This is a genomic window from Paenibacillus amylolyticus, from assembly GCF_051136285.1.
Lineage (GTDB): Bacteria > Bacillota > Bacilli > Paenibacillales > Paenibacillaceae > Paenibacillus > Paenibacillus amylolyticus_F.
Genome location: NZ_CP194938.1, coordinates 3886944 through 3900472, shown reverse-complemented (window position 1 = coordinate 3900472; position 13529 = coordinate 3886944). Strand labels below are relative to the sequence as shown.

Sequence of the window (13529 nt, the reverse complement as noted above, 5' to 3'; positions counted from 1 at the left end):
GGTTTTTTCTAAATATCATTCCTTTCAAGCAGCTTTCGAATTTCTTTTTTTTCCATGTGAAGATACGTATTAATCCACTGTTGTAGATGGTAGCGCCGCGGATTCACCGCAACGGCAATATCATCATCCTGTTCATCCAATTGCATGAATTGCAGCTCAAGGGAAACGGCCGGATATTTTTTGAGATAACGCGAGATTTCAAAAGCATCATAGACCACAGCCAGCACATCTCCCTGCTTCACAGCATCGAATAACTGTGTCGAAGTTCCATACCCCACTTGAGTCTGTCTTGGGAAAAGATCATGAGCAAACCCGGCATACGAGGTACCTGCTACAATCCCAATCCGATCACCTCGCCCTTGAATCAACGCAAGTGGGTCATGCACATCCCCTTCATGATCAATCGCCGCAAGTTGCAAACGATTTATTAAAAGCGCCTGTTTCAGATTCAGGTAAGCATCGGAAAACAATACGCGTTTCGCTCGCTCCAATGTTGTGCTTAACTTGGATACACCAATATCGGCCTCACCCGTGGACACCTGATTTATAACTGCATCAAACGAAGGGGCCGTACGGATAAATTCAGCTTCGACTCCCAGCTTCAATGCAATATCCTGTGCTAGTTCAATATCACTCCCGCGAAGGACACCCTTGGCATCGACATAGAAAAACGGATAGCGATCCTCATGATAAAGGGCTACCCGAAGTTTGCCTCTACTCAAAATATCCCGGATATCCTCCGGGTACGCCTTGAGCTGCTCCTTGGTATACACCGGGAGCTTTGTTTGATCCGCTTCTTGCTTAACCTGCTGCGCTCCAGCTTCCGCTTTGGAAGACCCGGTAGCTGTTCCAGCGGCTGGACTCATGACTGTAGCGTGATCTGCCTCAGCCTGCGGGTCTGACCTCAAAAGTTCGGCCAGTCGTGACTTGCCTGCACACGATGTCGTTATTATGGCGATAACCATGACCAACAATATGTAGAAGGCCCAGCGTTTCCATTTGGTGATCATGCTAGTCTTCCTCCCCTCCATGCGAAACTTGAGCTTTTCGGAAGCAAACTGCGCACACCGTCATATCATACACAGCGATACGAACATAGCAGAGCTTGCATCTCGGAATCGAAACCGTTGCAAGCCCTCCAACGACCTCCTCCAGTTCCACTTCCAATAGCTCATCATCTGGTCTGCTTCCTTCTTGGTGATCGTTCTCAGCCTGCTGGTGCTCCATTCGCCCGCCTCTTTTCAAAGGTTACCTCTCGGCCAAGTCAGGTCCTCCTGTTGTTCGACTAGAGAATAGACTGAATACCGTAACCCCATGTCGTATTTTGACCGCTCATTCCATGTCCGTAGTCAAGAAGCAGACCCAATCCTTGGGCAAGCTCCTCCATTTCAGGCACGGGTGGTTTTAATGCATAAATATCAAAGGCTTTGCGATTACTGCGGCCCGCACCTGCTTTTCTCTCCATGCGAAAATAACCAAACGTCAATGCGTTCACACTGACTCGAAACGGAGAAAGCTCCTTCGCGAAACTTTTAACAAAAGCCAGTGCACCCTGGTTATACACCGAAGATGAAGGGAAACCGTCATAATGTAACGTATCAGACAACATAGGTACAATGATCTGTCCCCTTTGCTTGCGTGCCATCACACTTCCTGCCGCCCGGCTGTACATAAACAACTCATTCAGCAAGCTATAGCTCTGAAGTGCAAACTCGGCAGGTTTATGCTGCAACTCTTCCCGTTCGTCTACCCAGTGATTACTGTGAATATAAAAGTCCAGTCCTTGCATCTGTTCGGCTTGCTCCATCATCAACGTATCAATGGCTTTCATCTGTATATCCGGGGCAACCGCGGTATGGAGTCGTTCCTGCAACGATTGCGGCAAATCTGCCCTGACCTGTTCGGCTGGCTCCGCTGTCTGAAAGCTGGCCGTCACCCGCATATCCCGTTGCAGCAAATATCGCATGATGGCTGCACCTGAAGCCGACTCCGCATGATGTACAAATGCCGTTTTCATATTCATCCCTCCAAAATCCATCCAGTCAAGTTAACGTAAAAATCCGCCATCCATTTTCAAGGTTTGACCTGTATGGTAGCTAGCCAGAGGCCCGGCCAGGAAGATAACAGCATCCGCAATCTCTTCTGCTGTGCCAAGTCTTCCCGAGGCTGTATGCTTGATGAAATCTGCCATCTTCTCTGCCGGTATACCTTGAGCCATATCCGTTTCAATCATCCCGGGTGCAATAGCACTAACCTGAATGTTATGCGGGGCATACAACCTGGCGTACAGCTTCGTCAGACCCATGATAGCGCCTTTGGAAGTGGCATAGTTAGTTTGGGCTTCACGCCCATAGACACCACTGACCGACACCATGTTGATAATGGCTCCTTTTCCTTGCGGCAACATATAACTCACGGCCTCCTGCGAGCAGTAGCAGGTTCCGAGAAAGTTCGTATCCAGCACATCTGCCCATTGCTGCTCATCCATAAATAACGCCATCTGATCATTCGTGCGCCCCGCATTGTTAACCAGTACATCCAGTCGTCCATAGAGACCTGTGACTTCCTTCATGACTTCGGCCACAAACGTCGGGTCACTGACCGAACCTTTATACAGTCTGATGTGACTCCCCATATCCTCGGCGATGTGCTTCAACTGCTGCGCAGCTTCATCGTCCTGCATATACATACCGGCAACTATAGCACCTTCTGCCATAAACCTTAGTGCGATGGCTCGCCCGATGCCTCTTGTTATACCCGTAATCAGAACGACGTGATCACGGAAGATCATAGTGCCTGTGTTCCCCTCGGCTGACTAGCCATAATCAGGTCAGCGATCGACTGTACATTTTGCAGATGAATCTTCAATTCGTCCGCCGGAATCTGCTCCACTGCCACCCCGTACAATTCCTCCATACCAACCATCACTTCAAAGGCTTCCACCGAATCCAGCCCCAGTCCTTCACCGAACAGTACCAGATCATCCGTAATCTCCTCCGCCGTGATATCCTCAAGCCGAAGTCTGTCAATTAACAGCTTCTGTTTGATCGTCTGTTTCACTTCTTCCATATCTAAAGACAGGTTTGCGTTCATATTTATGGCCTCCTTAGGGTAGTAACTTGAATTGAAATGAATCAAATTGAAATGAGAATACGAAAATCAATCGTTCCATGCACTGACTATGGCGGCTGTATAGCTACCATTCACGGTCGAACTCACCACAAGGACATGTCGAAGCTGATCGGTTAGAGGTACGCCCAGATGAGCATATTCGCCATTGAGTCGGCTACTCGTAGCTCTACCGCTCACCAGCTCCGCCGCAGCCGCCAGATGCAGCATGGAACTGTACGATTCTCCATATCCGATATAAGCATTCAGACTAACCACTCGCGGTTGGTGTTTCTTAGCAAAACAAGAGGACAACGCCTGCTGCTCCGCTTCGGTCTCGCCAGGTCTGCCGATGGTATTCAGCAGAATCAGGTCCAGTTGTGCTCCATCCATACCTGCTTCATCGAGAGCGGCAGCCACCGCTTGAACCATTGCCACGTCCCGACGGGAATCCGGCATTGCTGTGCCAAAGGCTGTACCAAACCCACTTAATACGGCATATATATCTGACTGACTCTGCACAGCTTGCTGCTCTTCACGAAGCACCATGCAGACACTGCCTTCTGCCATCCGTAACTCACTTGCATGCAGGCCTTTAGCACGATCAATATCACTCGATAGCGCCGAACATTCATCCCCTGCCCCAATGAGGCAAGCATCTAACGTATGCTCCCGAATCTTGCCTGCTGCATACAGGGCAGCCGTTAATCCCTCGTTGCCTCCTGTGCTGAATGAGCTATTAAAGCCAGTCAGTCGAAGCTTCTCAGCCGCCTGCCCGGCAACGGAATTAATCACGGTATGGGGAAAATAAATACTGCTTGCATACTCCGGCCCCTTCACAAAAACGGACTCCAAGTATTGAGAGATGCTATCTGTGCTTCCTCGGGCTGTGCCAAATATAAACCCGAGCTCTTCCTTCTCAGCCTCTGTGAATTGTGCGTCCTGCAAGGCAGCAAGGGCGGCTCCAATTGTATTTTGCGATAACCGGTTCATCCTGCGCTCATATTTGCTTTTGTCATATTCCTTCAGGGAAAAGGAAGCCACTTCGGATGGTTCAGAGGATGAAGCGGCCTCTGCAAGCCAGTCCAGGATTCCTCCTTGATGGATATGCCCGTCACCAACAGCACCAAGACCTGTAATCACAACACGGCGTCTTTCGTGTGATTCCCGTCTTTCGCCAAGCGACGAGGGAACTGCCGAGGATACCCCACCGAGATCCGTCCGTAGTACTAACGAAACGTTATGTCCGCCAAAGGCAGCATTGTTGCTGACGATATACTTCGGATGCATCGGGCGCATCTGATGCTGGATAATATCGACTCCCTCGCAGCCTTCACGCGCCGTATCGAAGTGCAGGGTCGCCGGCACATAACCTTGTTTGATCGCATATAGCGATGTCACCAGTTCCAGCGCAGCAGCCGTACCCAGGCTATGCCCGAAATAGGCTTTACTTGAGCTAACCGGAATAGGAAGTTGTTCTCCAAAGCTGAGCTTCAGACCATTAATCTCGGCACGATCATTCGCCTGTGTTCCCGTACCATGCGCATTCACATATTCGATATCCTCTTTCTCCACCTGTGCCAGACGAAGTGCCATATCGACTGCCCGTTGCATCCCGGCGCCTTCGGGGTGTGGTGCCGTCATATGATGGGCATCATTGCTCAGTCCATAAGCGCATAACTCTGCATAGATGGTTGCCCCTCGGTGAACAGCAGCATCGAACCGTTCCAGCACAATAAATGCCGCACCCTCTCCCAGATTAAGACCAAACTGGTTGCTGAACGGTGAAGAGGGCATCGGATTAAGCGCACGGAGTACATTAAATCCGGCATATACACTATGCGACAACGGATCTGATCCACCTGCGAGCATGACATCAGCATACCCCCAACGAATCATATCGCTCGCATAGCCAATCGCATTACCACTAGCGGCACATGCCGTATTTAACGTTGCCACAGGCCCCTGCACACCGAGCCATCTTGCGGTATCATCACCCTGCTGATAAAAGGGATAGTTCGCCGTATTCTCCTCGTCCAGCGCCGATAGATTCCATTGTTGTTCCAGCGACAAAATCCCGCCATTACATGTACCAAGCGACAGCCCCATCCTTGCAGCCGGGATCTGGTGTATAGCAGGTGTACCTTCTTGCGCTTGTTCTCCCACACCCAATAGTTCAAGGCCACTGTTATGAAGCGCCTGCTTCGCGGCTGCGATGGCATATCGTGCACACCAATCCATCGATTGCCCTTCTGTATCCGCAAATGCAGCTTCTCGCCAGGAATCCTGCAGTTGTCCGGCAAGCGAGCTGAGCAACGTCTCCGTATCGAAACGAGTGACTTCTCCAATTCCGGTCTCCGATGCAAACATCCGTTCAAAGACGGCCTGCGGTTCATTGCCCAGCGCACACAACACCCCTATACCTGTTACTGCGATTCGCTGGACACCTTCGTTGTTGTTCATTGCTCATTCCCCCACATTCCTACTTCAATGGCAAATAACTAACCCGCTTCTCACTTGTCTTCCATGCATAAGGCGCCAGCCATTGCTGTGCAAGTTTCATCATGACAGGGGTTCCCCGGTTCACGGTGAACATGCCATACGGAATACCTGCCTCCAGTTGAAGCCGAACCGACCGTGCCAGCATCTGAAAAGCCAGACCGATCTGCTGATACTCCGGTGCAATATACACCGCATCATACAAGATGGTATCCTCGGTTAATCGATAGGTCATCGACCAGCCCTTAATCCCCTCGTCCGACATCAGTCCGAGACTATTCCTTGGCTCCATAGGTGCAAAAGATTTAAAGGGTGACAGAAAAGCTGGAATGACCGCTGTCTCATCCATGGATGAGATCAGTTCTTGTTCCGTTCTGTCTGCCCACTTAAACAATTCCAGTCCACTTGGCAGAGGCCGTTCTCGCAACCAGCTTGCCTGAGCAATATCACTCTGGATATGGAAAACAACAGCATCACATATCGGCTCTGTCCAGCCGGTTTGTCGCAACCAGGCTTCTATGATATCGGTGGAAGATTTACCAGAGTAGTAATATAGTCCAAGGTTATCAATCTGTTTTTCCAGGCATATGCGCCGCACTTCTTCCAGGATGTTCGAGGCAATTGCTTTTCTGCGCCATGCTCCTGCGACGAACAAAGACTGCACGATCGCATATCTCTCTGTTCCTCCGTCCACCAACTCCAGTACAGCTAGCCCGACTGGAATATCGGCCACTTCGGCCCCAATCATCATGAAGCGACTATGCTCGCCGGGATTCTGTTCACTCTGCTCCAATTGCAAATAAAGCCACTGATACATGAGCGGCTTATATTTCAGTTTGTCCCTAAGCGCTAATAGCTTGATCTTGTACATGAGATTCCTTTCTGGCTGCCAGAAGTGAAGCCGTCGCACAATTCATGGATACGTTGGCTGCCGTAATGATCGGGTCAATAATCGGATTAATGGCTAGCAGTAATATGATGGTTACTTCAGATGGGATTTTCAACATGCTTGCTATAATGGCGATCATACCAATCGATACAACACCCGGTGATCCTGCACCTGCGACAGAAGTGAGTACAGCCCCTACAAGCACCAGCATCCACTGCATAACGGTAAAATCGTATTCATACAATTGGGCGGTAAAAGCAATGCCGAGTGTGTACACAAGTACCATGCTGTAACGACACATAATCATGCCAATCGGCACGACAAGTTGAATGACACGAGACTGCAATTTCAATTCTTTGCTTAACGCCTGCATACAGGATGGAACCGTAGCAATACTGTTTCGCGTACCAAACGCGATAATAAGTGACTCCTTGAGCGCCTGTACAACGACCTTTACCGGCTGACGCATTCGTAATGATACTACGGCGATAGAACCGATAATCAAGACAACACTCACCAGGTAAAATACCAGAATCAGCTTCACCATGGCAGGCAGAATATCCAGGTTCAGACTCGCGAATTGTCCAGCCATCATACAATACAAAGCAAACGGTAACGCGTACATGGACCAGGAGATCGCCTTTTGAAAAGCACGAAACAACACATCGGCCAGTTGCAGAACATCTTCCCCTTGCCTTGTGCGCATCATACCGACAGCAATACCCACAATGACGGAGAAAAACAAAATTTGCAGCGTATTGTTCTCCAGAAGTGCGGTGAAAATATTGGACGGAATCATATCCAGCAAAAACAGCAAAATGCCTTGCGATTTCTGCTCTTCTACTGGCGTTCCATTGGTACTGGAGTCATTGACGATCGCTCCAAGCACTTGCTTCGATTGCTCAGGCAGTCCTGCTCCCGGATGGCCCATCTCTCCAGCAACAATGCCAAAACCACCAGAGATGATCAGTGCAACAGCGTAGATCAGACACATACGGCCAATGGTTTTCATTGCACCACTTTGGATAAACAAGCTGCCAATGCTGGATATAATTGCAGTCATCATAATCGGGATGACACACATTTTCAGAAAGGATAAGTACAGATCACCGAAACTCGCCACAGCATGAGCGATATCCGGTGCATATAAACCAGTCGCTATACCTGATAGCATACACAGCATAATCATCCAGAACGACTTGATCCACTTGAATGATGAAAAAGAAACTACGGACACACCAGCACCCTCTTGTTAGGCTTTATGACGAAGCAGCCTCCATGCCCATGATCTGTCAATGGCTGTCCTGCGCGTCAATTCACTATAAATTTGGAGCGATATCACACCTGATTGGTGGATATCACTCCAATGAAAGGTTTATATTTTATAATAGGAATTAGGAATTTCTGATTCGATCAGCAGTTGCATCGCCGATGTTCTCACCAACACGAATTGCTGTGTTAGCCGCACCCTCTGCAATTCGACCTACACCATTGAAGAAATCATTCGCGCCATCTTTACTGCCGCCAGCAACGGATTCGAGTTCAGTTTCAGTCAACTCATCTTCTGCTCCGCGTGCTTCTGGCAATACGATGGTTGCATGGTAACCTGTTGCATCAACGAGGTTAATTTTGAATTCTTTTGGCACTTCATGTCCTGTTGCTTGTTTGATGGCTGCATAAACATCGCTTACGGCCAGAGCGCGGAACTCTGCATCCTCATTTGCTTTTGCGATTACTGCATTTACCGTATCCGTTACTTGCTGTTCATTCCAACTCATGTTTTAATTCCTCCAATAAAGTAGTTTTGTTTCTTACAGTTATAAGAATAACAGCCCGTTTTCAATCTGTTCTCAACTCTTGTTCAATTTTAGTTCAAATCTTATGCCAACTGACGGCTGGCAAGCTCAGCAAACAATCCACGCTGCTGCAGAAGCTCCTCATACGTGCCGGATTGAATAATCTGCCCCTTATCGAACACATAGATGTGATCTGCCTGTGTAATCGTGCTTAACCGATGTGCAATGACGATTCTCGTCACTTGCAACTTGGTTAAACTTTGGCTGACGATGCTTTGCGTCCGGTTGTCCAGAGCACTTGTAGCCTCATCAAAGAAGAGAATTTTCGGTCGCTTGGCAATGGCTCTGGCAATCATCAAGCGCTGGCGCTGCCCACCGGAGAGTGTGCCCCCGCCTTCGGATATTACCGTATGCATCGCCATCGGCATGCTGCGGATATCCTCATCAAAGCCAGCCATCTCCGCGGCTTCCCAGGCATCCTGAAGCGAGAGATTGGAAGTGCCAATAATGTTGGTGAAAATGTCACCGGACATCAGCTTGCTATTTTGCAAAACAACACCAAACTGACTTCTCAGTAACCCTACATCCAGTGAACGCAGATCCTGCCCATCAAAATAAACCGAGCCGCCCTGCGGTTGTTCAAATCCAAGCAACAGTCGCATCAAGGTTGACTTCCCGCAACCGGATGCACCGACAAAAGCAACATATTGTCCCGCCTTGATATTCATCGACAGATCATTCAGCACCAGAGGCTGATCTTCCTCATAACGAAACTGGATATGGCGAATCTCAATCGCACCGCTGACTTCACCCGGATCTTCAAGCTGATCATGCAGCTCAGGCAACGTCTTCAAAATCGGTTTGGCTCGCTCATACAGCGGCACAATATTGACAACAGACAGCAAGGCAGAAGCCATACCCAGCATCGCCATCAAAAAACTGGAGAAGGCCGCGAAGAACGCAATAAATTGCCCCGCCGACAATTCTGAATTACTGGACACCACCAGATAAAATAACACCATGGAGGTGACCAGTGGGAAAAAGGATTGGAATACACTGGAGTAGTTATCCAGCATTCTTACCTTAAAGGACAGTTTCTTTTGCTCCGCGAAGGCTCTTGCCCAAAGGAAGAACGCACGGTTCTCCGCCGCTGCCATACGGAATTTGCTAATACCATTCAATAGTTGTAATACGGTACCTGAGATGCGGCCCTGAATATCCAGCAATCTGCGCTGGTAACGAATCTGCAATAGACCAATACCTACCGTAAACGACATCGATATGAGTACAAGAACTCCGGCCACCAGCGCCAGGCTTGGGCTGTAGCGAAACAGCAACACGTATTGAAATACTGAAAATACTCCTGTAAGCAACGAACCCAGGACAGCACCGGATAACAGTTGCCTGATTGTATTAATACTGCTTGCTCTCGAAGCCAAATCACCAGCCGTATAGTTACGGAAGAACGACACAGGCAGATTCAGAAGCCGATCCCAAATCGCCGCCTGAACAGAGCTCTCTACCCGGCCTTCCATACGCATGGAAGCAAGTGAACTGGTTAATCGGAACAGGGCAATCGACAGAACAGCGGAGATCAGAATAAGCCCCATCTGCACGAGAGGTCCACGATAGGATTCGGGAATCACGGTGTCTACCAGAATTCCGGTAGCTACGGGCATCATGATGCCGAGTAACCCTGCCAGTACGCCCATGAGCAGAATCATAATCAGATCACGTCTTATCGAATGATGTGCACCAAATTGCAATATATCTTTCACTCCGAGCATTCGAGCCGGGAACGTACGATAGAACATATAAGCCACAGGCTCCATACGTGCTGCCATGTCGCTATCGATCATCCCCTTTTCCCCCGTATGCGGATTATTCCATGTGTAGGAGCCTGCTGAGGCTGGGATCAGCGCAACAGGTTCCCGAGATTGCTCCATGAAGGCAAGAAGTGGACCATTATCCTCTTTCCACCAATCCCCTTTCAGGATAACTTGGCGGGAGCGGACACCGGAGGCTTCGGCAATCTCCTGAATCGGAGAACGTTGCGAGTTCGTTTTAAGCTTTCGGACGACAGGTTTGATCGCAATGCTGGCATACTCACCAACGATGCGTGAGGCCATAAATAGCGGATCGGCTGAATTAAAAACAACTTCCTGCTGTTGATCCCTCCCCGTAACAGCAAGCAATCGCTTAAGTGCATGGTCCATCAGTGAATCATCATGCTCTGTCCGCAGAATTAAACGCTCATGCTCCTGTAACCGTTCCTTCATCAACAGCACATTCAAACGACTGGCCACCAGCTGATGAAAAGCATATAATCCTTGCAACGGTTGATCGCTTTCGAGCCAATTCACTGTACTTCGCATTTCCGTCTCGGCAGCCTGCTTGGTCTCCAGCCAACTGGATGAATTGAGCGGGATATAACACGGCTCCTCCGCGGTAATCGGATGCTCAGAAACCCAGTAAACCGTACCTTCACGCACTTTAAACCACACCGTCTGCAACGAACGCCAGTTGTGATCTGCGGTCAGCTCCCGTCTTACACCTGGCTCCAGCAATTCAAACTCCAGAGGAGCTCCCCGTACACTCAGTGCCGCAGACCAGCAACCTACCCACTGATCTATTAACGGAGCGAGTTGTTTGTTGTCCAGATTGAATTCCATTCGGTGACTCATGAATCGTTCCCGATTCATCTGAAAAACCTTCGTTCCCATGGACGCGGTTAGCAGCAACCCTGTTTGCTCTGCACCTGCATAATCCTCGAACCCGAATAAGAGTGCCCCCGCATCCAGACTAAACAGATAGCGGCGCTTGTTTCTCGTTCCGCCTTTTTCCAGACCAAGAGTCACTGCAAAAACATCCACATAACCAGAGTCGACATACCAAATATCATTCTGATCGCTCACCAGCAGCGGTCTATTCCCTTCTACTTCATGAGAAACACCATATTTCTCAAAAAAAGAATGCTGGTTCATTGGTAAGGCATCAGCCATGTTCCCACCTCCTTTGTACTCGATGATCTATTGATTTTGAATGAGACGTGTGTAGTATCCGTTCTGTTCCATAAGTGCAAGATGTGTACCCCGTTCAATGATTTTCCCACGCTCCAGTACGACAATTTCATCCGCATCCCGAATGGTGCTGAGTCGGTGGGCTACTGTAATACAAGTCAAACCTCTGCGCCGAAGACTATCATCTACCTTTTTCTCCGTTGCCGGGTCGAGTGCACTCGTGGCCTCATCCAAAATAAGAATGGACGGATTGCCTGCAAGTGCTCTGGCTATCTCCAACCGTTGCCGCTGCCCTCCGCTGAAGTTGCCGCCATTCTCCGCGATCATATGTTCATAACCGCCGCTGCGCTCTGCAATATGATCATGAATGACCGCATCCTTGGCGGCTCTCACAACATCCGTTTCAGGGATCGTCGAATCCCAGAACGTAATATTCTCTTTGATCGTTCCTTCCAGCAGTACAATATCTTGATCCACAACCGCGAGTGAGTTTCCCATCCGGTTACGGGATATGTCATCCCGTGTCAAGTCATCAAAACGAATCTCGCCATCCCACGGCTCGTAGATGCCCGCAATTAACTTGGCGATGGTTGATTTTCCACTACCAGAACCTCCAACCAACGCCACCTTCATTCCCGGCTGAATGGACAGATTAAAGCGATCAATCAGCGGAGCCTCCAGTTTGCTATAACCGTATGTCAGATTGCTAATTTCGATATGTCCGGACAACTTCGCCGTATCCGCAGATTCGCCATCCTGCTCAGGGCTTGCGTTCATTTGTCTATCGATTGGATATTGCAACACATCATCCAGGCGCTTCATGCTTCCTCCCGCTTCCTGAATGGTACCGGACAAGGCTACCATCTCATTGACAGGTTGACTGAAGCTCGCAGCCAGACTTTGAAAAGCAACCAGTGAACCAATGGTTAACGCCCCATCCATAACCTGAAATCCACCGAGGAGTAAAATGGCTACTGCACTCAGACTCGTCAGTAATGCAGGTATTGCCGTCAGGAACTGATTCGACACCCCAAATTGTTGTGTCGAATTCAGCAGTTTCGCTTGGTAACCTGACCATTTAACGAAAAAGTCTGACTCAGAGCTGTTTGATTTTAAAGTTTCGATCACTTGAAGTCCGTTCATCGACACACCCTGCATCTTACCGGCCTCTTGCAACAACCGCAGATTCTGATCATTGCGTTTGCGTGTGATCAGCCGCATAAAAACAAGGTTAAGCAGTGAAGCACCCACCGCAAGTCCCGTTAATGACACACTGTATTGCAGCATTAACAGCAGATAAAATACAATCATGAAGCAATTTAACACGGCCACCGCAAGTTGCCCGGATAATAGCTGGGCAACGCGGTCATTGATCGCAACCCTTGCAGCAATATCACCACTGAATCGCTGGGAGAAAAATTCGATCGGCAACCGCAGCACATGCCAGAAAAAACGGCTGGATGAGCTCAATGCAAGCTTCATTTCCAGCCTGAGCAAGTAGTAGCGTTGCAGCCACGTCAGAAATGCCCGCAGCAAAGCAGTCACGCCCATGCCGATCAGCAGTGGGAATAACCAATTTTTCAAATTTCCAAGCATGACCTGGTCAATAAATACTTTACTGAATACGGGAATAACAAGACCCGGCAAGACAAGAAACAATCCGGCTAGAATAGCGAAAATAAGGGCTTTCTCCGACCCCTTGATTCGGCTGGATAACGACCCAAGCACACTCGGTGCTTTTCCTTGACGCACATAGGTGGGAGAAGGCTTGATCGAGATCACTACTCCTGTAAAAGACTGATCAAATTCCTCGAAAGTGATCTCACGCGGACCTGTAACCGGATCATTCAAGAACACTCGATCCTTCTCCATACCTTCAAGAACAAGAAAATGGTTAAAGTTCCAGTGAATAATCAGAGGCCAAGCCATCGTTCGCAGATCTTCCGGATTTTTGCGATATCCTTTGGCCTCCATGCCGTATTGACGCGCCGCCTTGAGCACATTACTGGCTTTACTGCCATCCCGGGATACTCCACAGGCAATCCGTAATTCCTCAAGGGGGATAAAGCTCTTGTAATATGCAAGCACAATAGCAAGAGAGGCCGCTCCACACTCCACAGCCTCCATTTGCAATACTGTTGGAGTCTTAACTCTTTTTGAAGCCACGAATCTGCTCCCTCCGCCAGGGCCTGATGACCAATTATGTGTCACCGAGCT

At 49.1% G+C, this 13529-nt stretch carries 11 protein-coding genes; all 11 read right to left on the bottom strand.

What is annotated here, in order from left to right; all coding sequences use genetic code 11:
• Positions 1-8: 8 nt before the first annotated feature.
• Entirely contained in the window at positions 9-1010 is a 1002-nt protein-coding gene (locus ACR8BL_RS17170; RefSeq protein WP_434748727.1) for a substrate-binding periplasmic protein, read from the bottom strand.
• Between the two features lies 1 nt (position 1011).
• Positions 1012-1227 (bottom strand): hypothetical protein, encoded by a 216-nt coding sequence (locus tag ACR8BL_RS17165; protein WP_434748726.1) that lies wholly within the window; start codon positions 1225-1227, stop codon positions 1012-1014.
• A gap of 58 nt (positions 1228-1285) precedes the next feature.
• On the bottom strand, positions 1286-2017 hold the full coding sequence (locus tag ACR8BL_RS17160) for an SDR family oxidoreductase (RefSeq protein WP_434748725.1): 732 nt from the start codon (positions 2015-2017) through the stop codon (positions 1286-1288).
• Positions 2018-2047: 30 nt separating this feature from the next.
• Entirely contained in the window at positions 2048-2791 is a 744-nt protein-coding gene (locus tag ACR8BL_RS17155; protein WP_434748724.1) for an SDR family NAD(P)-dependent oxidoreductase, read from the bottom strand.
• Positions 2788-3093, bottom strand: coding sequence for a phosphopantetheine-binding protein (locus ACR8BL_RS17150; protein ID WP_434748723.1), 306 nt, complete (start codon positions 3091-3093; stop codon positions 2788-2790). Before ACR8BL_RS17150 ends, ACR8BL_RS17155 begins: the two co-directional genes overlap by 4 nt.
• A gap of 66 nt (positions 3094-3159) precedes the next feature.
• Complete coding sequence (locus ACR8BL_RS17145; protein ID WP_434748722.1) at positions 3160-5571, bottom strand: beta-ketoacyl-[acyl-carrier-protein] synthase family protein; 2412 nt, start codon at positions 5569-5571, stop codon at positions 3160-3162.
• Positions 5572-5590: 19 nt separating this feature from the next.
• Positions 5591-6478 (bottom strand): GNAT family N-acetyltransferase, encoded by an 888-nt coding sequence (locus ACR8BL_RS17140; RefSeq protein WP_434748721.1) that lies wholly within the window; start codon positions 6476-6478, stop codon positions 5591-5593.
• Positions 6450-7679 carry a dicarboxylate/amino acid:cation symporter gene (locus ACR8BL_RS17135; protein WP_434753153.1) on the bottom strand — a complete coding sequence of 410 codons (1230 nt, stop codon included), beginning with the start codon at positions 7677-7679 and terminating at the stop codon, positions 6450-6452. Before ACR8BL_RS17135 ends, ACR8BL_RS17140 begins: the two co-directional genes overlap by 29 nt.
• 211 nt (positions 7680-7890) lie before the next feature.
• Positions 7891-8274, bottom strand: a complete 384-nt coding sequence (locus ACR8BL_RS17130) for an NHLP leader peptide family RiPP precursor (protein WP_434748720.1) — start codon at positions 8272-8274, stop codon at positions 7891-7893.
• Between the two features lie 101 nt (positions 8275-8375).
• Positions 8376-11294: an NHLP bacteriocin export ABC transporter permease/ATPase subunit gene (locus ACR8BL_RS17125; protein ID WP_434748719.1), complete on the bottom strand. Its 2919-nt coding sequence runs from the start codon at positions 11292-11294 to the stop codon at positions 8376-8378.
• Positions 11295-11321: 27 nt separating this feature from the next.
• Complete coding sequence (locus ACR8BL_RS17120; protein WP_434748718.1) at positions 11322-13478, bottom strand: NHLP family bacteriocin export ABC transporter peptidase/permease/ATPase subunit; 2157 nt, start codon at positions 13476-13478, stop codon at positions 11322-11324.
• Positions 13479-13529: the final 51 nt, after the last annotated feature.